A 21,496-nucleotide genomic window follows, 5' to 3' on the forward strand; every position below is an offset into this window, starting at 1 on the left:
GTTTTTATTCGGCTGTTGTAAAAGTGAAGCCTAGCTTTTTCAGTCCGTCCTGAATTTCCGGACAACTCATGAATAACCGCCAAAGTAGTCCTGTACGGTAGTTCTCTATCATTGGCGCAATCGTACACTGGTCGATGGCAAGATAATGCGGAACAGTCCACTTCTCGTTCAGTGAGAACGCATCGTGAAATCCATATTTCCCCCAAATCCATGATCCTTGTTTATAGAAACCTTTCAAGGCGGCCATCGACTCTTCCGGTGTATAAGGAAAAGAGGATAAAGCGGCAGTAGGAGTAATCACACCGAGATCATTGTCGGGCATGTGGGCTGAATAGCCATTTATGGAGTAACTTGCTGTAAGTCCCCAGCAATCAGATCCATATCCTTTGTAACCTTTCGGATTAGTGACACAATATTGATAATCACTCATCGCATGATTGCGTACCACATTCCAGTAGTTGGCATATTGATCGGTCAAGTTACGCGGATCAAGGCCGATGTAAGAGTAGTGTGCCCAGAATAAGGGACCGCCTTTCTCCTCGGCTCCATTATGCTTCAGTTCGAGCGGATAACCGTAAGGTTTGGAAGCACTTTTGATGCCACCGCTACGCGCCCACCCTTTATGGTAACAGGCTGCCGGAACGGAATGTGTAGGAGATGAGGCTGCAAGGATATAGGTAATCAGACATTCATTATAGCCTTCGAGCGGGAAGTTCATTTCCCAGCCATAGTTAGGAGACCAATGCCAGTATAATACATTCTGGTCACCGTTCCGGTACCAGTCAAATTCCATCCCGTGCCACAGTTCGTCTATTTTAGCTGCCAGTGCTTTTTCTTTCTCGTTACCATCTTTCACGTATTGTCGCGCACACAACAGGCTTTGCATAAGGAAACTACTTTCTACCAGGTCGCCGCCATCATCTTTTGTTCCGAACGGTTTCACTTTGCCCGTAGGGCCATGAAGCCAATGCGGCCATACTCCATGAAAACGATCGGCTTTTGCCAGATAGTCTACAATCTTTGTCAACCGGGCTACACCTTCTTCCCGGCTGATAAAATTTCGTTCGATAGCCACCAACAAGCCGGCAACTCCAAATCCGCTACCTCCAATCGTAATTACATCCTGGTCCTGCTGTGGATAGACATTATCAAGATGTATACGTTCACAGGCCAGTCCGGAAGTCTTTTCCGCACCTTCCCACATATAGTTGAAGTGGGTCTTTTGAATATAATCGAGCAGTTCATCGTCGTTCGCAAATGCCTCGGGGCGATCAGGCTCCGCATCGGTCATTGTCTTGTTCTTTTGTGTACATGCGCATACCACTACGAGTAGAGTAATAAATATGCCGGTTCTTGTCCATTCCATCATCTTATAAAGTATTTCTTCTGATTAATAATTATTGTTTCACGACTTTCGACAACGCCGACCGTCCCGATTCATTCAAAGCTTCAATGGCAAAGTAGTAAGTCGTACCAAGGTCAAGTCCCCGGAAGTCATAATGATCCGCACCGTTCACTGTGATACAGTTATATAACTTTTCGGGAGCAATGCCATAATAAATATTATAGCCGTAGGCATCGGATGAAGGATTCCACGAAATCATTGCATTGCGCTTATCCTGTTTGTCACGCACTATCTTGAAATTTCGTACGGGCAGAGGTTTCTCTCCATCAGCATTACCAAACACCCGGAATTCCGAAAGACAAAAATTGCCGGATGGAACATGAATGTTTTCCAGTTTCAGATAACGGGCATCCAGCGTCTCACTCAATTCGATATAGTCATGAGGTACATCTTTATCGTTATCACTTTTATCTACCGCCAGTGTCCAATCTGTCCCGTTATCACTGGAGTAGATGCGATATTGATAGTATAAATCGTTTGCACGATTATGCTGCACACTTTTATGGTCATAATAGTTGAGTTGGATCGCCTTTATGTGTTTCATGCCACCAAGGTCAATTTCTATCCACTCACCCGGTTCTCCGGTTTTAGCCGCCCAATACGTACGCATATTTTCATCGGTAAGATTGGAAGCGGAATAGATACTGTCGGTGCTGGATACTTTTACCGGTTTCTCATAAGAAAGAAGCATCCAGCCGGTAAACCGGTCAGTCGGATTTTTAATATCGTAGTCGGCATTCCAGCAAGGATAATCACCGAATGCTGTGGTAGAATACATCACCCCATCCGGATCGAATGCCGTAGGATATAATCCGATACGTCTTTCAAACTTATATTTGAGGGATAACATGCAAGTACCCACATGCCAGTAGTTTCCTTTCAAATCTTGAAAAGTACCACTGTGTCCTACTCCCTGCACAAATCCGCCGGGCTTATAGCTCATCGGATTATGCTGCTGGTAAGTGAACGGCCCCAATGGCGAATCGCTGACATATACCCCGTCGGCATATACCTTGAACTCCGTTCCCGGGGCACCGTACTGAAAATAATATTTTCCGTTATGCTTCGTCATATAAGCCCCTTCGGTAAACGGACGCAACGTCACTTCATCATCATTGTTCATCCCAAACCGTTCCCAGCCATGTTCTTCCGGACGAAGCATCATTATATCATAAATCTTGCTGACAGGATGAAAATCATCACGACTGACTTGTACGCCTTTAAGAGGGTATTCATTACTCGAACCATAATAAAGATAGAGTTTACCGTCATCATCCAAAAATAAACAAGGGTCCCATGAAGGTAACGTATTACGTTCGATAGCACGCTTGAAACGCCCGGATTTGGGAGACGTGCTATACCACACGGGCAATCCTTCATAAGTAGAACCGGTATAGAACAGCGTATCTCCACTTACAAATGCTGCCGGAGCACACATATCGTCATCCGTAGGACGACGCTGAAAAGAGGCCGGAGCAAATTCCCAGTCACTTAGATTCTTCGAATAATGGAAGCCTCCCTGGTTCGTGGAAAACAGGAAATACTCATCTTTATAAGTTAATCCCATCGGATCGGCAGAAGATCTGAACGATCCGCCAGACTGAACATTGTTATTATAAGGTTCATAGTTATAACTAATATTCATAGGATTACAATAGGTACGAGTGACAGGATGCGCTGGGTCATACCACCTTGTAGTTTGAGCAGGCTGACGCTGCACAGACCTATGCTTCTCCGGTTGCATAACGATTTTCACTTGCCGGTCGTCAACAGCACGTTTTACACCAGCAAAAGATTTTCCCGGATAATAAACATAAAGATGTACATCGTTATCAGTAGCCTTCAACGTATAACGGCCTTCCACGTCTGTGTTACAATGAACCGGACTCGAGAAAAACATAACGGTAGCCCCTTCAAGCGGGTTACCCTGTTCATCTACAACCGTTCCGGTTATTTCGTATTGATTTACTACCGGGATATAGTAGTCACTAACCTGCCCTTTCACTACTTTTATAGAATCGTCGGTTGGTAGGGCGTTCCCTGCCAAAGCAGAGAACGCTATCCCAGAACTTAGTAATATCTTTTTTACTATTCCTGTCATTTCCAAATTTTATTTAGACATAATTACTCGTCAATCGGTTCGTTCGTCAGACTTGGGATATTGGATACCTGATCGAAAGGAAGCGGATAATAGGTTTTATCTTCAGTCCATCCTTTGGAACCAAGTACAGAAGCAGCCTTACCGGTACGAATCAAGTCATTGTAACGTTCTCCCCACTCACAAACAAATTCCATACGGCGTTCATCAAGGATTTGATCTACTGTCGCATTATCGATATCGGACATCTTGGCACGGTCACGTACCAGATTTAGCGATGTATCACCATCTTTACCTAAACGAACTTTGGCTTCTGCATTCATCAACAATACATCTGCGTAACGGAATATGCGGACATTATTATTTGAACCATATTTAGTACGGCCAGGTGTCAGCTGATCTGTCGGAGTATAAGCTTTCCCATTCCAACAATCTGTTTGAGTCGGGTCTTGTAATTTACGAATCACGTCACCGCTTGGTGTAGTCGTACCAGCCAACAGGAACGAAGTCGTAGCGCGGATAGTTTCACCACGAGCTGCCGCCCAATCACGGAAGTCTTTATATATACCAATGAATCCCCAGCCGGAAATATTCCCGTCATTTGCCGGTCCCTGGAATATAAACCAGTTATCGGCATCTACCATATCACCTGAACCAATACCAAAGTCAGTACACTGACATTCGAACAACGATTCATCACAAACCTTACCCGGAATCTTGAATAAATTATAGTAATCATCATAAAGCTTAAATTTCTTACTACCGATAATATCATCTGTCAGTGTTTCAACTTCCCCATAATTTCCCATATTCAGATGCATCTTTGCTGCAAGCATTTCTGCCGAGAAAGCAGTGACAGCACCATAATGAGCCATCTCGTTCGGACGTAATCTCGGAGTATGTTCCATCGTATATTGTAAATCTTCAAGAGCATATTTATAGACAGCATTGATCGTTGAACGGGTCATGTCGGTTTGAGTATTACTACGTAAAATAGTCACTGGACCAAAAGCCTGTACAAGCCGGTAATAAGCATAAGCACGAAGGAACTTCACCTCACCACAATAAGAGCGGTAATTGGTCATATCATCGTCCGACGTGATATTTTCGGCATAGGAATCCAGCGATTCAAGAGCAGCATTGGCCACTTTTATGATACCATAGTACTGATTCCACATCTCGTTGAGTCCCCAGAAAGAATTGTCATAAATATACGTTCCCATATCAACAAGGGTTACCTGGTCATCTATACGTCCGGACCAAACATCATCATCACGCACGACAGACAAGGGATATATCACCCAATGCATACCGCCTGTTCTAATTTTGGCATATACTCCGGAAACCGCTTGGTACATATTATCGATTTGAGTAAAGTCCACATTTTCCTCCGGAACCTTATTTTCGGGCTCTTTATCAAGATAATCACATGATGTATTGCATAACATTAATGCTGGCAACGCATATATTAAGATATTCTTTAGTATTTTCATTTTCTTGTTCTTTTGTTAGATTAAAATTAATTTTCCCATTCCGGCTTAGAAATCAATTTGAATTCCAAAGCTATAAGTAGATGTCAAAGGATAAACTTCTGTATCCCAGCCTTCTGCATCGCTCAATTCCGGAGTAAACGAGTGTGCTTTAAACGTTGTAAACGGACGATCTGCCGTCAGTGAGAAGCGGATACCCGGCAATGTATAGTTCACTAACTTGACATTACGCAAACTGTATCCGAGAGTTATGTTCTGAATACGGAAGAAATTAGCACTTTCTACAAAATAAGAGTTCACTTTCTGATCAGATACATTCCAGCCATTTATCAATGCTGCAGCAGACGGATGTGAATTAGTAGAACCGGGTCCGGTCCAACGATCCTCATACTGTGCTTTATCGAAATTGTAATCAGCCGCTGCAGAACGTAAAGCACGTTTACGGTTGTATATCTGTCCGCCTGTTTGTCCATACGTAGTCAACTCAAAATCCAGATTCTTCCAGTTCAAACCAAGATTAATACCATACGTAAAGTTGGGTATGTAAGCACCAAGCACCTGACGGTCATCACCATCAATCACGTTGTCCCCATTTACATCCTCATATTTGAAGTCACCCGGTACAAGATTGTTAGCTACCGCAACCGGGTCTTCTGCACATTCTTCCGGAGTCTGATAAACTCCTACTACCTTAAATCCGTAGTATGAATTCATTTCTTTACCCACCATATTGATAGTCTTTCCTCCTTTGATAGAGTTAGGCCCACCAAGATCCTTCACCTTATTCCTCAAATATGAAAGGTTTACTCCCAAATTATATTTGAAGTCTCTTCCGATATTATCATTCCAGTTTAGTGACAAATCAAAACCCTGATTCAGGATTTTACCATAATTTCCTGCAAGTACATCATTACTGAATGGCAAACGAGGAGATATAACAGCTCTTTTTGTCAAACGATAGAAATAATCCAAATCCACATTCAAGCGATTCTTAAACGTAGAGAAATTTAAACCTACATTAGCTTCATCTACCAATTCCCACTTCAGCCAACTATAAAAAGTTGTATTCTGATAGCCCGGGAAAGTTGAATTACCAAATACACCGGATGCAGAATTACCAGTGGTTATTGAAGCAAAACCATCACTTGGAGCTACGTGGTCATTACCCAAACGCCCCCAGCTGGCACGTAATTTCAGATAATCGAAGAACTTTTGATCTTTCATGAAATCTTCTTCACTGATAACCCACGCAGCACCAATAGAGGGGAAATATCCCCAATGCTCCTGATATTTGGAAGAACCATCCGCACGCATAGTGAATGTCAACAAATATTTTCCTGCATAGTCATAACTTAAACGGGTGAAATAAGACTGACCACGATAACAGTAGCCATCATCTCCAAGAGTCACACCTTCGGCATTTCCCTGGCTCAAATAAAGCCATTCATCCTTTCCTTCAGGCACATTATTAGCTTTTCCCCACATATACCGATATTGCTGTTGTCGCATAGAATAGCCCAACATGGCCCCAAAACTATGTTTTCCCCATTGATCATTATAGGTCAATATGTTATCCCAAATATAATTGTAATAGTTTGTATCTTTCTTTGTCAACTCCGAAGTAGGCTGTTGCTGCCAACTACTTACATAATAAGGGGCAATATATTCACGACCACGGATGGCTGAATAATCATAGCCATAGCTCGTTTTGAAATTTAATTTCTCTGGTAGTATCTGGAACTGAGCATAAAAGTTAGTCAAGACCTGATAGTTCTCATTTTGCGAGTTATAGTAGTTGGCTGTTGCTATAGGATTGTAGAAGTTAGCAGTGAAACCGACCGCATCAGGTGAAGCATATTTATCAGGGAACGTCTTGTCATTTGTTGTATCATAAACCGGATAAATGCCAGGAGAATTAAATGCCTGTTGCCAAGCCGTATTTTTGGGCAATACCTGAGTAGAATTACTAAATACACCATTAAAACCTACTTTCAACCAATTGGTTGCTTCATAATCAAGTGCCGCCCGGAAATTAAGACGCTTATAATTATTCTCCACATCCATTATACCGTCCTGATATAAATAACTCATACCTACAGAATAAGTACTTTTCTCTGTTCCGCCACTAATCCCCAAACTGTGGTTAGTGATAAGTGCACTCTGAAGTAACTCCTTGTACCAGTCTGTATCTGAATCAAATTTCCAGTTATGAAAATCAGGATCGGAATAATCACCACCAAATTTATCAATAGAAGCCTTCATTTTAGATACATATGCAGCATAATTACCTTCGAGAAGCATAGTAGCATATTCCTTAGAGTTCGCCATTTCCAACACATTCGTTGCTTTCTGAACACCTACATACCCATTATAGGTAATTTTCGCTTTTTGATTACGCTGTCCTTTTTTGGTAGTGATAATAACAACACCATTGGCAGCACGCACACCGTAGATAGCAGCAGCCGAAGCATCCTTCAACACGGACATATCCTGAATGTCATTACTGTTAAGGAAATTGATATCATCATAGAACATACCGTCTACAACATAAAGAGGCGAGCTGTTGGAAAATGATCCTTTACCACGAATGGCTACCTTCGGCCCTTCTCCCGGAGTACCGCTATTGATAACATTCACTCCGGCCACTTTTCCTTGCATGGCAGCCATCGGTGAAGTTGCAGGAGTAGAAAGTAACGCCTCTCCCTTGACCACAGTAATAGGAGAAGTCAAGTCTTTGGCTTTAGCTGAACCATAACCGATCACGACCACTTCTTCCAATTTCTGAACATCATCTTTTAATTGGACATTGATTACATTTTTCCCTTTTACAGCAATTTCTTGAGGTATCATTCCTATATAAGAGAAGGTAATAATCGCATCTTCGGGAACGTTTTCCAAAGTATAGTTACCATTAAGGTCGGAGATAGTACCAATGTAGGTACCTTTTACATGAGCAGACGCACCTATGATCGGTTCACTAAAGGAATCCACAATAGTACCTCTGATTGTTTTGTTTTGAGCAAATAGTGTCTGTAAACACAACACTACAACTACAAGAAAAGTAATCTTTCTCTTCATTTTTTTACGTATTAGTTGATAATAAGGTTACTAAAAAATCGATGCGACAAAGGAATGGACTTTTTAAAATTCTTGCAAAATAATACATACTACGCTACTACTTTTATGCTGTACAACACTACGTTTTTAGTACGTTTATCGCTTCCAGACACATATTTCAGCATGTTTTTTCGCTGAATTGGGATTTATTAATAATTTGGTATTATATTTGAAAATATTTTTATTATAAACACAGAGAGAAACAATCCAATGAAGTACACCGGTTTCATATATCTATTTATAATTCTCACAGAAGGATACTTATTTCCGGCAATAAGTCACGCATCTACCTTTATGCCCATTGTCACCAACTATACTGCCAAAGACTACCAAGCAGGATTGCAAAACTGGGCTTTAGCCCAAGGAGAAAATGGAGAAATGTATATTGGAAATAATACAGGGTTATTATGTTTTGACGGTTATACATGGAGTACATATCAAATGCCCGGCAATCAACTAGTCCGATCCATACTCATTGACGGTGATCGTATTTATGTGGGAACATACGAGGACTTCGGTTATTTCAGCCGTAACTCCCTTGGTATACTTGAATACACTTCTTTATGGAACCAGCTCGAAAATATCAAGACACACAACGATGAAATATGGAATATACTCAAAGTAGGGGAATGTATTTATTTCCAATCATTCAGTTCATGGTTTAAATATGACGGCAATAAAGTTACTGCACACTATGATTCCAAACACCTGCCACTGTATTTTCACAAAGCACATGAACGAATCTACGTACAGATGGTTAACGGTGATTTTTATCTCCTCGAAAATGATGAATATAAACTACTGATTGAACGTAAAGCATTGAAAGATGATTCCGTAGTTGCACTCATTCCTACGTCAGGAGGCAAAATGATTCTATGCACCGAGTGGAACGGACTCTTCGACTACGACGGGACAACCCTCTCCCCCCGTCCTACAGCCATCGACCAAGAATTAAAAAGCCAGCAGATGAATCGTGCCACAATGATCCCGTCAGATTCGACAATTGTACTTGGAACAATCCGTAACGGTATCTATGCCATTGATAAAGAAGGTAAAGAGAAGTGGCATTATGATATGGAAAATCGTTTATATAACAATTCCGTATTACGACTTTTCTGCGATCGGGATAATAATGTATGGGCTGCACTTGATATCGGTGTAGCATTAATTCATACCGGCTCGCCTTATTCCATTTTAATACCCGACCGCGACTCACAGTCATTCGGAATGGTATACGGAGTCAATGTCTTTAACAATAACTTATATATTGCTACTAACCAGTCTGCCTGGCTATATTCTTTCATAAACAAAACTGTTGTTCCTATTCAAGGCACAGAAGGACAAAACTGGCATATCAGCACATTTGATTCACAAATCTTGTTGGGAAACAACTTCGGTACCAAAATCATAACAGGAACTGCAGCGAGTAACATTCCGGAAACAGAAACCAGTAGCACGTGTCTGCGTAAATGCATCATTAACGGACAAGAAGTGCTCCTTGAATCTTCCTATTATAACCTCCGAGTCTATCGCAAGCATAATGGCAAATGGAGTTTCTCTAATTCGATTGACGGTTTCTGGAATCCGGTACGTCAGTTCGAAGTGGATTATAGCGGTAATATCTGGGCGGCACATATGAGCCTCGGCATCTACAAAATAGAACTCTCAAGAGATTTAAAAAAGGTGGAGAAGTATACTTATATCAAATCATTGTCAGACGAAGAGAATAATGCAAGCCTGATGCATGTTATGAAGATACGTGGAAGAGTGGTATTATCGGACAGCAAAAGAACGTATACTTATGATGATATTAACCAGCGTATCATACCTTTCGTGCAACTTAACTCTATTCTCAAAAACGGGATTAATATGGCTATACCCGTAGATGATAACCTCTATTGGCTCACCGACTATCGAGGATACACCCTGATAAGATATGATAATGACAACTTCAGGATGGAACGCTTCATACCTTCCTCCTTTTTCGGACTTGAATGCAATGAAAACAATAATAATGTATATGTAAACAATAACATTACTTATTTCTGCCTCAACAATGGTATAGGGCGTTTGGATATGAATCTGAAAAAAGATACTTTGCTACAAAAGCATTCTTTACTCATTAGAGAAGCGACTTCCTTGTCGCAGAATTATCAATTGCATTTAATGCCTGTATCTGCCCAAAAGAAGGACAACGAAAAAATATGGGGTGATATAACTTTCCATTTGTCTTATCCTAATTTCAACTGCGAACCGCTCCGTTTTTGTTACCGCCTCACGGGAAATAGCCTGAATCTGACGTCAGAATCAGCCGATCCGGTTGTCACATTTGGCAGCTTAGGGTATGGAGATTACCATTTTACGGCTTCAGTGAAAAATGTCGACGGCAAAGTACTTAGTTCCGTAGAATATTATTTCAATAAACCACGCCCATTTTATCTGTCCATATATGCTTGGATAATATATGTGCTTCTTGCAAGTGTAATAGTATACTTCTACTCTCGCTGGCATGCCGCCAAAATGCTAAGAAAACGTAATAGGGAGTTTGAGAAAGAAAAAATGAAACAGGACTTCAAGATGTTGGAGCAGGAACATATCATTGCGCAACAACGCGAACAATTACTTGAAGCTGAATTGCAGGTCAAAAGTAAGGAATTAGCCAGCCTGGCTCTTGATGCCGTAGTCCAACGTAAAGCGGTTGAAAGCTTGAAAGAGGTTATGTCCGAACAAGAACATAAGGGAATTATCAATCAACATGATATAGACACCATACTGAAGCAGATTAATGGAAACCTGAATGAGAAAGAATTCTGGGATATTTACCACAAGAACTTTGATATGATCCATAAGAATTTCTTCCGTAACCTGCGTAAACAATACCCCAGCCTCACTGCCAGTGACTTGAGATTTTGTGCACTGTTACGGCTAAATCTATCGACTAAAGACATTGCACAATTCACCAATCTTACTATTCGCGGGGTAGAAACAGCACGTTACCGAATAAGAAAGAAACTTGCCATTCCCGGGAATATTAATCTTGTTGATTTTCTGATTGACTTTACATAGGACATTTACTGAATATTCCTTTTAATTTCACGCCCCTATTTTGTTGGGATTTTCTAAAGAAACTTTATCTTTGTGATATCAACAATTAAAAGAATATGGTTCGTTTTAATCTTGTTATCACCATACTACTAACGATAAGTATGGCTGTCAAAGCCGAACTGACCAGCCGGATGTTCGATGTCAGACAGGTAGGCTATGCGGAAGGTCTTAGTAGCCAACGTGTTTTTTCGATTGTCGAGGACGGAGACGGTGCCATGTGGATTGCTACAAAAACCGGGATAGACAGATACAACGGTCATACAGTAAAGAACTATGATCTACCGGGAAATTTCTATTATGGCGATCTTGCCGGACGCAGGCTTTACTTATTGTACGACGCACGGCAAGGACTGTTTGCCTACGACCACACCGGACGAATCTACCGATACTCCACCATTCACGATCATTTTGAGCAAGTCCTACATCTGGGGCTATTGATTCAGGAAGAAGTCATCTTGAACAAACTTTGTTTGGATGATGACGGAACCTGGTGGATGGGATCGGATAAAGGACTATACAAGCAGGAAGCGGACAACCGTATAGTTGCCGTGCTCAAAGGACAATATGTCAACGACATCGCATTTGCCGGCGAATCGCTCTATGTGGGTACTTCTAACGGAGTCTGGCAACTTTCACACGCCCAGCCGGATAGAAAACACCAATTGCTGGAAGGGTGGAATGTACAGACATTGTTCTGCGACAAAACGAAAAAAGAACTCTGGATAGGCACATTTGGCAGCGGTTTGTCTGTGATGAACCTCAACACTTCCAAAATGCTTGCGCTGGAGGGACAAGGGAGTACGTTCCTTCATCCGATACGGGCAATTACAGACTACGATGTACACACCATACTCATAGGCGTAGACGGTGGCGGTGTGTATGCGATAGACAAAGACACCAAGAAAGCCCATTTATTGATGAATACCAAAGATGACACAGATACTTACCTGCGAGGAAACGGCGTATATGCCGTAACCAGAGATGATCAGGGCAACATCTGGATAGGCAGTTATACGGGAGGCGTATCCGTAGCTATCCTACTGAAACATCCCATTTCGATATTAGCGCACGAAAAAGGAAACACCCATTCTCTTGTCAGCAACAACGTCAATGATATCGAAGAAAACTCGGATGGCAACCAATGGTTCGCCACCGATGACGGAATCAGCATCCGAAACACCCTGTCAGGCACTTGGAAACACGTACTGAAAGAAATCGTAACCATTTCTCTTTGCACATCCGGAAATGGGAACGTATGGGTAGGAACGTACGGAGACGGGGTGTATCTGTTGAATAACGACGGACGCGTGTTGCGCCATCTCACCAAGCAACAAGGGCAACTTACTACCAATTATATCTTCTCCGTCAGGAAAGACATGGAGGGAGACTTATGGATAGGCGGTCTGGACGGATGCCTGATCATGTTTGAAAAAGAAAAAGGCAGCAGACGGTCGTTTGACGTGAATTGGGTACAGTCCATTGAACCCATCGACCGGAACCGGGTAGCAGTGGCTACCGTCAACGGTTTCTTCCTGGTGAACAAACACACAGGAAATATACAGCACTATGCCAATTCCCAGGAATTTCACAATCAGAATGTCAGTGCTTATATCATCTCTATGTTGTTCAACGACGACGGAACTGTGTGGCTGGGAACCGAAGGGGGAGGATTGAATCTGTATGACATGAAAAACCGGACGGTAAAGACTTTCACTGTTCAAGAGGGATTGCCGTCCAACGATATATATAGTTTGCAGCGAGATGACAAAAAACGCCTGTGGGTCAGCACCGGAAAAGGAATTGCCTTGATAGACAGCCTGCGCGTTTCGAACCTCAACTATGCAGGCAATATAGACAAGGAATATAACAAGTCTTCATTTGCCCGGTTGATGAACGGCGAATTTGTGTATGGCAGCACGGACGGTGCCGTCTTTATCATGCCACTCGATATTTCAACTGTAGACTACCGGACTCTCCTGCGTTTCACAGGACTAACAGTGGATTATCAAAACGCCAAGGAAGAAGAATTATTGAGACCCGCCATTCACGATATGCTTGTCGACCATGCAGTACGGCTCGGCTATAAGTACAACTCGTTTACAGTTTCTTTTGAATCTATCAATTATCGTTTCCAGCGCGACATTGTCTATCAGCATATTTTAGAGGGGTATGACAATGACTGGAGCATACCGTCCGCCGAGGGGAAGGCATCCTACACTAAGGTATCACCGGGCACTTATCTTTTCAAAGTGCGCAGCCTACGGCGCAGCGACGGAAAGACCATCTCCGAGAGTGCCTTAAAAGTGGAAGTGAGCCAGCCATGGTGGAACTCGTGGTGGGCTTGGACTATTTACCTATTTATAATAGGCTTCGTTTTCTATTTCATTCTGCGATATAAGAGCAACCAACTCCAAAAGAAATACGACGAAGACAAAATACGTTTCTTCATCGACACGGCGCACGACATCCGCACGCCGGTGACGCTTATCATGGCGCCGCTGGAAGATTTGAGCCGGGAACAAGATCTCTCGGATAAAGCCCGTTATTACCTGAACCTGGCCCATGAAAGTACCCGGAAGCTCCATTCACTCATCACACAGTTGCTCGAATTTGAAAAGGTAGACGCCCACAAGCAATCCTCTTCATCGGTTCCGCTCTGTCTGAATGAAGTTTTACTGAAAGAAGTTTCCGTCTTCCGGTCTTTTTGCGAGAAGAAACAGTTGACACTGAATCTCACCCAACCCGATGAATCCGTTTTCGTTTCGGCAGACAAACATCTGATAGAGATGTTACTCGACAATCTTCTTTCCAATGCCTGCAAATACACAATGCCCCAGGGAGAAATCAGCCTGGATTTGAAGGCTACGAAACGCAAAGCCATCCTGTCGTTGAAAGATAACGGAATAGGTATACCGGAGAAAGCGAAAAAGCATATCTTCTCCGACATTTACAGAGCCGAGAATGCCCGGCAGTCACAGGAAGAAGGGACCGGATTCGGACTGTTGCAGGTGCAACGCATTGTAAAGATGCTGCATGGAAAAATCACTTTCTGTTCGGAAGAGGGAAAAGGAACTACTTTCACCGTAACATTGCCACGAACTACCGCCGTAGCCGAATCGGTGTCGCACGAACCATCCCTCGAACATCTTGCCGGCACATCGGATAAGAATAGCCCCGAAACGGACAAGATGAAAGATCCGGATGACCGGAATACGTTGCTCATTGTAGAAGATCATGAAACTCTCCGCCACTACCTCCGCCAGACCTTTGAACACCTCTATCGGGTGATTGATGTCGCCAACGGACACGAAGCTCTCGCCTGCCTCGCCAATGAATATCCGGACATCATCCTCTCCGATGTCATGATGCCCGGCATACGGGGTGACGAGCTTTGCAAACTGATCAAGGAGAATCCTGCCACATCGGGTATTCCCGTTGTTCTACTGACGGCAAAGGCTAACCATGAAGCAATAGTGGAAGGATTGAAGAAAGGCGCCGATGATTACATTCCCAAGCCATTCAGTACCGAGATACTGAAATTGAAAGTGCAAGGATTGATTGATAACCGAAACAGACAACGGCAGTTTTTCATGCGGCAAGCTATCGCTCAAGTAGAGGCGGGTGGCAAACGTGACAACAACGAAAGCAATGAAAGCCACGAAAGCATCGACAACAAAAGCATTACGACAGCAAACGAAACAATGGCCGAGGGCGACCGTCGGTTCATCATGCAAGCCACACAGTTTGTTCTTGATCATTTGGATGAACCCGATTTCAACATCAACCTCTTATGTCATGAAATGGCAATGAGCCGGACACTGTTCTACAGTCGTCTTAAATCACTGACGGGAAAAGGACCGCAAGAGTTTATCCGTATCATCCGGCTTCAGAAAGCTGCCGAGCTGCTGAAGGAAGGTAAAAGCGTGACGGATGTCGCCGCCGAAACCGGATTTGTCAACACGAAGTATTTCAGTTCATTGTTCAAGAAACAATTCGGGATGCAGCCGAGTAAATATAGTGGTAAATAGACAAGTATTAAAGGTATAGAAATGAGCTAAACGATCATTTGTTCTTATGTCTGAATTAAATTCCTAACTAAAAACCGCATGGTTTGGAATCAATTGCCACTAATAATTTCATTAGTTATTTTTAAGCAATCGTTTACCTATTGATAGTTATTTCATTGCCTAAGGAGTTTTCGTTTGACTATAGTCAAGCGATAGTTCAACATATGTCAAGCGTTCGTTCAACAACTGTCAAACGAAAACTCCTTAGGCAATTGAAAAAATAATATAAGCAAGAGAAAGAAATAAAAACTGCATATTGACGAGTTATTGTCAGCAATAGTATCTTGGGATCATTCCGTACAGCAACAATCTTCGAAAAAGAATGGGTAAGATAACGTCCGTTCGATAAAAATCAGCTGATTTGTCAGCAATCAAACCTAATATGTCAGCAATCTGACCATCGTTTCAGCCGGATATTAGCATCTTTGCACCAAGCTTTACAAGTATAAAGCACATATTACGTTTAACCTTTAAAATGCTAAAACGATGAAAAAAGTAGCACTATTCCTATTTTTATCCGTTTGCTTCGCGCAACAATCCTGTTCGTCGGATTCTGTTGGAACGGAACCAGAGGAAAATCCACAAGACATTCTTTTTAAAGACGATTTCAACTTTTTCGACGAAAAAGTATGGACGAAAGAAACTCATGAACCCGGTTGGACCAATCAAGAGCTACAGGCATACGATGCCGCTCATGTATCGGTTGGAAAGGACGGGGATAAATCGGTTCTGATTCTTACCGCCGAACGCAAAGGGAATAAAATCTACTCCGGCAGGATCAATTCAAAAGGGAAAAAGAGTTTCAAGTATCGCAAGATAGAAGCAAGTATCAAGCTTCCCAAGACTAACGGCGGACTGTGGCCTGCGTTCTGGATGATGGGAGATAACGACAAAGAATGGCCGGCATGCGGGGAAATCGACATTATGGAAATGGGAGAACAGAGCGGAATGGCTGCGGGCGATTCGGAAAAACAAGTGAACACCGCCATTCACTATGGTCCCAGCGCAGCGGCTCACGAACAGCAATACTACAAAGCCAATGTTGCCAACAGCCTGCAAGACGGCAATTATCACACCTACTCTCTGGATTGGGATGAAAACAGCCTGACAATATCCGTCGACAACGTCAAGTTTCATACGTTCGACATTAGCTCGAACAATTACTTCCACGACAACTTCTACATTCTGTTCAACCTCGCCGTGGGAGGTGCGTTTACAGGGATTACCGACATTAATAAACTGACGGGACTGAGAGACGGCCAGAAAGTGAATATGTACATCGACTGGGTGAAAATATTATAGGAATCTTAAATATATATGCTATGAATATGAAAAAATGTAAGTATCTACTGTTTTGCGGAACACTCACCCTTTGGATGGCGGGAAGTTTCCAGCAAGTGTATGCAGCAACGGAACCAAGTTCCCAGGCTGTTCAACAACAAAGCAACAAGGTAACCGGAAAAGTGAGCGATGCCACCGGTCCCATCATTGGAGCTTCCGTAGTGGAGAAAGGAACTGCCAACGGAACGATTACCGATCTGGATGGAAATTTCAGTTTGAATGTAAAAGCCGGAGCTACGCTCGTTGTCAGCTACGTGGGTTATAAATCCGAAGAGGTGAAAGCGGGAAGAGGCCCTTTGAACATCACCTTGAAAGAGGATGCCAAAGCATTGGATGAAGTGGTGGTTACCGCCCTTGGCATTAAAAGAGAGCGCAAAGCGTTGGGTTACGGCATTGATGAAGTGAAAGGCGAAGCTTTGACCAAAGCCAAAGAAACGAATCTCATCAACTCCATGGCAGGACGTGTGCCGGGCTTGGTAGTCAGCCAGACTGCCGGTGGTCCTTCCGGTTCTACACGTGTCATTCTGCGAGGCAGTACCGAAATGACCGGCAATAACCAGCCTCTTTATGTAGTGGACGGTGTACCTTTGGACAACACCAATTTCGGCAGTGCCGGTACAAACGGAGGCTTCGACTTGGGCGATGGTATTTCGAGCATCAATGCCGATGACGTAGAAAACATGTCGGTATTAAAAGGCCCTGCAGCGTCCGCGCTTTATGGCAGCCGTGCCAGCCATGGTGTTATCTTGATTACAACCAAGCGAGCCAACAAAGATAAAATCAGCGTGGAATATAACGGAACGCTGACTTTCGACACCCAACTCGCCAAATGGGACGAAGTGCAACAGATATACGGTATGGGAAGCAACGGTACTTATAGCTATGATGCCATATCCAACACGAACAAGAGTTGGGGCCCCAAAGCGGACGGTTCAAACATGCTGAAGTATTTCGACGGCGTGGAACGTCCTTTCCTGATTGTCCCCGACAATACGTCCAACTTCTTCCGTACAGGTATCACCGCTACCAACTCCGCCATCATAGGTGTGAACAGCGGAAAAACCGGCATTCGCTTCACCTATACGGACATGCGCAATAAAGATATTGTTCCCCAGACACACATGAGCCGTGACATTTTCAACCTGCGTGCCAATACGTCTGCGGGAAAGGTAGACTTGGATTTCAGCGTCAACTATACACGGGAGGATGTAAAGAACCGTCCGGCTCTGGGCGACAGCAAGTCCAATATCGGTAAAAACCTGATGACTCTCGCCACCACCTACGATCAGGAATGGCTGCAAACCTATCAGACTGCCGACGGCGAATATTCCAACTGGAACGGTATGGATCCCTACAATGTGAATCCGTATTGGGATATCTATAAGAATTTCAATAAATCCAAGAAAGATTTGTTCCGCATGAATGGCAAGGCCGTATGGAACGTCGACCAACATCTGAAACTTCAAGCAACACTGGGTGCCGAACTCAACTGGTTCACATTCGATGATTACAAAGCGCCTACCACTCCCGGATTCGAAGCCGGAAGACTTCAAAACAGCGCTTTCCGCAACCGCATGTACAACTTTGAAGTGTTGGCTCTCTACAACAACCATTGGGGTGATTTCGATTTCAACGCTACGTTAGGCGGCAATATATATAAGGTAAACAACCAGACCACTGTTACCACCGCTCAAGACATGAAGATACGCGATGTCCCTTCATTGACGAGCTTCAACGAGATCAGTGTAGTGCCCGGCAGTTACCGCAAGCAGATTAATTCGGTCTACGGAGCAGTGAATGTGGGATGGAAACACATGCTTTACCTCGATGCTACGTTGCGTGGCGACCAATCATCTACTCTTCCTATTGGCAACAACATGTATATGTATCCTTCTTTCTCCGGTAGCTTTGTGTTCTCCGAACTGACAAAACTGGGTGACCTCCTGCCTTACGGAAAATTACGTATGTCATGGGCACAAGTGGGTAGCGATACCGACCCTTATCAATTGGGACTTGTCTATACAAAATCCAAATATGCTTATCCCGGATATACCATCGGATATATCGATAACGGAACCATCCCCAACAAAGACTTGAAACCAACCAAGACAAACTCCGTGGAAATGGGATTGGAATTGAAGTTCCTGAAGAACCGCATCGGGCTGGATTTCACCTACTATTCTCAAATCAGTAAAAACCAGATTATGGGAATGGCAAGTTCCTGGACAACCGGTTATAACTATCGCTTGATCAATGCCGGCAAGATAGAAAACAAAGGTATTGAGATTGCCCTCAGCACACGACCGATTCAAACACGCGATTTCTCTTGGGATATTAATCTGAACTTCTCCAAGAACAGTAACAAGGTAAAAGAACTGGATGGTGAATCGGATATGTTTGAACTGGAAAAGGCGACTTGGCTCGACGTTCAGATAGCCGCTAAGGTAGGTGAAAACTTTGGTTCTATTGTGGGTCCGGACTTCCAACGAAATGAAAAAGGAGATATTCTGATTGACCCGCAAACCGGCCTGCCGCAATATGACAAGAGCAACCACGTATTGGGTAATGCTTCTTGGGACTGGACAGGTGGATTGCTCACCAACTTTACTTACAAGAATCTCTCACTGGTGGCGGTATTCGACGTGAAAGTAGGCGCCGACCTCTATTCTATGTCTGCCCGTGCCGCCCACGAATCGGGTAAAAGTCCCGAGACACTAGCAGGACGCGACGCCTGGTATCGCTCGGAAGAAGAAAGATTAGCAGCCGGCATTGCAAAAGGATCCGATAACTGGAAGCCGACAGGTGGATTCGTTGCTCCGGGTGTCATCGACAACGGTGATGGAACTTATCGCCCCAACGACATCTACATCAATCCGGAAGACTACTGGATGAGCGTTTGCCGAAATGCACCTTCTATGTTTGTTTATGACAACTCATACGTGAAATGCCGTGAACTGACGTTGAGCTATAATGTACCCAAATCCTGGCTAAAGAATGTAGTAAGCGGGCTGACTGTTTCGTTCGTTGCGCGTAATCCGTTCATCGTATGGAAGAATATCCCGAATATCGACCCGGATTCCAACTACAACAATACCACCGGTATGGGACTTGAATATGGTTCGTTGCCTTCACGCAGAAGCTATGGTTTTAACGTAAATGTGAAATTCTAAAAAGATATATCATGAGACAATCTAAATACATCACAATCCTCACGATGGCATGTGCCCTGTTTTTCGCTTCTTGCAGCGACGAATACATGGAAAACATGAATACCGACCCTTCCAAGGCCGCTACCATCGACCCGAATGCGCAGCTCACCACTGCCCAACTGCAAACGTACGGAGACCTTAGTATGATGGAAATCTACCGTAACTACCATTATGCGTTCACCCAACAACTGATGGGGTGCTGGAACACCACCAACTACGGCGGACGCCATACGTTGGACAATAATGAGATGAGCCGTATCTGGACATCGTTCTACACTCAATCCCTGAAGAATATCATTGACGCTCAATATCGCACAGCCGAAGATGCAGAGAAAGTGAACATCAACTCCGTGCTCCGCATCTATCGGGTTTACCTCATGTCTATCGTCACGGACACTTACGGAGACGCTCCTTTCAGTGAAGCCGGACTAGGATTCCTCGAAGGAAAATTCAATCCGAAGTATGATAAGCAGGAAGATATTTACAACACTTTCTTTCTGGAGCTGGAAGATGCCGTCAATAAAATCGATCCGACCAAAGATAAAGTGACAGGCGATCTCATCTATGCCGGCGACGTAACTAAATGGCAACAATTGGCAAACTCGCTTCGCCTTCGTTTTGCCATGCGAATCTCCAATGTCAATCCGACAAAGGCACAAACGGAATTTGAAAATGCTCTAACTGCCAATGGTGGTGTGATAACGGACGCCTCAAGCGATGCGCTCATCAAATACATGACAATAGCATTTAGTTTCGGACAAGAAGCTTACTCTGATTATCGCGGAAATTCATTGTCGCAGTTGTTGTTCGGTAACGACCCCGCTAATAATCCAAGTTACCTTTGTTCCACCTTCTTTAATCAGTTATACAATTCCGGCGATCCCCGCACGTTCAAAATTTCCCGCTGCTATTACGACGGACTGATGAGTGCCACCAGTCCCGACAATCGTGTCGACATCACCCAAGAAATGATTGACAAAGGGATTGCTTTCAGTCCGCGCGACCCGGGTGCCTACTCGTGGGAACCATGGCCTACGGGTTACGATAGCGATATTTGTGCCGCGTTAGCCGTTAACAATCCTTCCGTTACAGCAACTATGGCTCGTGAAGTGGAACCTAAACTTGCCAATAATTTCCAAAGAAGCGACAATCCGGGCGTAGTGATGACTTCAGCAGAAGTGAAATTCCTGATGGCGGAAGCTACCGTGAAAAAATGGAACGTCGGCAGTGTTTCGGCAGAAGATCTTTACAAGCAAGGAGTGCGTGCGGCGATGGATTTCCTGACAGACAACTATGATTGCACAGCTACTACCGATGCAGAGTTTGATGCATTCATCCAAGATAAAGGAGCGTTCGGACATACAGACAATCAGAAACTTGAAGCCATCAATACACAGGCATGGATTCTTCACTTCACCAATCCTGCCGAATGTTGGGCAAACGTACGTCGTTCCGGTTATCCGAAGTTGAAATCACCGGCGGAATACGGGTTCGGACAATACCTCACCGGTGGAACGGAAATTCCGGTACGTCTATGCTATCCTGTATTGGAATCTTCCTATAATAAGAAAAACTACAATGAAGCCATCGAGCGCATGGGAGGAACAGATAATTGGCACAGCCTTCTGTGGTGGGATACTGAAAACTAACTATTAAACAATCAT

Annotated in this window: 9 protein-coding genes; 5 read left to right on the forward strand and 4 right to left on the reverse strand. The window is 43.6% G+C overall.

The window, feature by feature from the left end; genetic code table 11:
• Window positions 1-4: 4 nt before the first annotated feature.
• Genes GD631_RS04085 through GD631_RS04100 form a run of 4 tightly spaced genes read right to left on the reverse strand, consistent with a single transcriptional unit; the run spans window position 5 to window position 8,071 of the window.
• Window positions 5-1,369 carry a glucoamylase family protein gene (locus tag GD631_RS04085; protein WP_143258879.1) on the reverse strand — a complete coding sequence of 455 codons (1,365 nt, stop codon included), beginning with the start codon at window positions 1,367-1,369 and terminating at the stop codon, window positions 5-7.
• A gap of 28 nt (window positions 1,370-1,397) precedes the next feature.
• Window positions 1,398-3,506: a family 43 glycosylhydrolase gene (locus tag GD631_RS04090; protein ID WP_143258878.1), complete on the reverse strand. Its 2,109-nt coding sequence runs from the start codon at window positions 3,504-3,506 to the stop codon at window positions 1,398-1,400.
• A gap of 23 nt (window positions 3,507-3,529) precedes the next feature.
• The gene (locus GD631_RS04095) at window positions 3,530-4,996 is read right to left on the reverse strand and encodes a RagB/SusD family nutrient uptake outer membrane protein (RefSeq protein WP_143258877.1); all 1,467 of its coding nucleotides are present in this window, start codon (window positions 4,994-4,996) and stop codon (window positions 3,530-3,532) included.
• A 45-nt stretch (window positions 4,997-5,041) separates the two neighbouring features.
• Window positions 5,042-8,071 (reverse strand): SusC/RagA family TonB-linked outer membrane protein, encoded by a 3,030-nt coding sequence (locus tag GD631_RS04100; RefSeq protein ID WP_143258876.1) that lies wholly within the window; start codon window positions 8,069-8,071, stop codon window positions 5,042-5,044.
• Between the two features lie 333 nt (window positions 8,072-8,404).
• Between GD631_RS04100 and GD631_RS04105 the strand changes: the two genes are divergently transcribed.
• The 5 genes from GD631_RS04105 (at window position 8,405) to GD631_RS04125 (ending at window position 21,481) form a co-directional block, all read left to right on the forward strand.
• The gene (locus GD631_RS04105) at window positions 8,405-11,176 is read left to right on the forward strand and encodes a helix-turn-helix and ligand-binding sensor domain-containing protein (protein WP_244983358.1); all 2,772 of its coding nucleotides are present in this window, start codon (window positions 8,405-8,407) and stop codon (window positions 11,174-11,176) included.
• A 95-nt stretch (window positions 11,177-11,271) separates the two neighbouring features.
• Window positions 11,272-15,243: a hybrid sensor histidine kinase/response regulator transcription factor gene (locus tag GD631_RS04110; protein WP_143258874.1), complete on the forward strand. Its 3,972-nt coding sequence runs from the start codon at window positions 11,272-11,274 to the stop codon at window positions 15,241-15,243.
• Window positions 15,244-15,768: 525 nt separating this feature from the next.
• A complete protein-coding gene (locus GD631_RS04115) occupies window positions 15,769-16,584 on the forward strand; it encodes a glycoside hydrolase family 16 protein (RefSeq protein WP_143258873.1) in 816 nt (271 codons plus the stop codon).
• 20 nt (window positions 16,585-16,604) lie between these two features.
• A complete protein-coding gene (locus GD631_RS04120; RefSeq protein WP_143258872.1) occupies window positions 16,605-19,793 on the forward strand; it encodes a SusC/RagA family TonB-linked outer membrane protein in 3,189 nt (1,062 codons plus the stop codon).
• Between the two features lie 11 nt (window positions 19,794-19,804).
• Entirely contained in the window at window positions 19,805-21,481 is a 1,677-nt protein-coding gene (locus GD631_RS04125; protein WP_143258871.1) for a SusD/RagB family nutrient-binding outer membrane lipoprotein, read from the forward strand.
• The last annotated feature ends 15 nt before the right edge of the window (window positions 21,482-21,496 follow it).

This window comes from Bacteroides luhongzhouii, assembly GCF_009193295.2.
GTDB lineage: Bacteria > Bacteroidota > Bacteroidia > Bacteroidales > Bacteroidaceae > Bacteroides > Bacteroides luhongzhouii.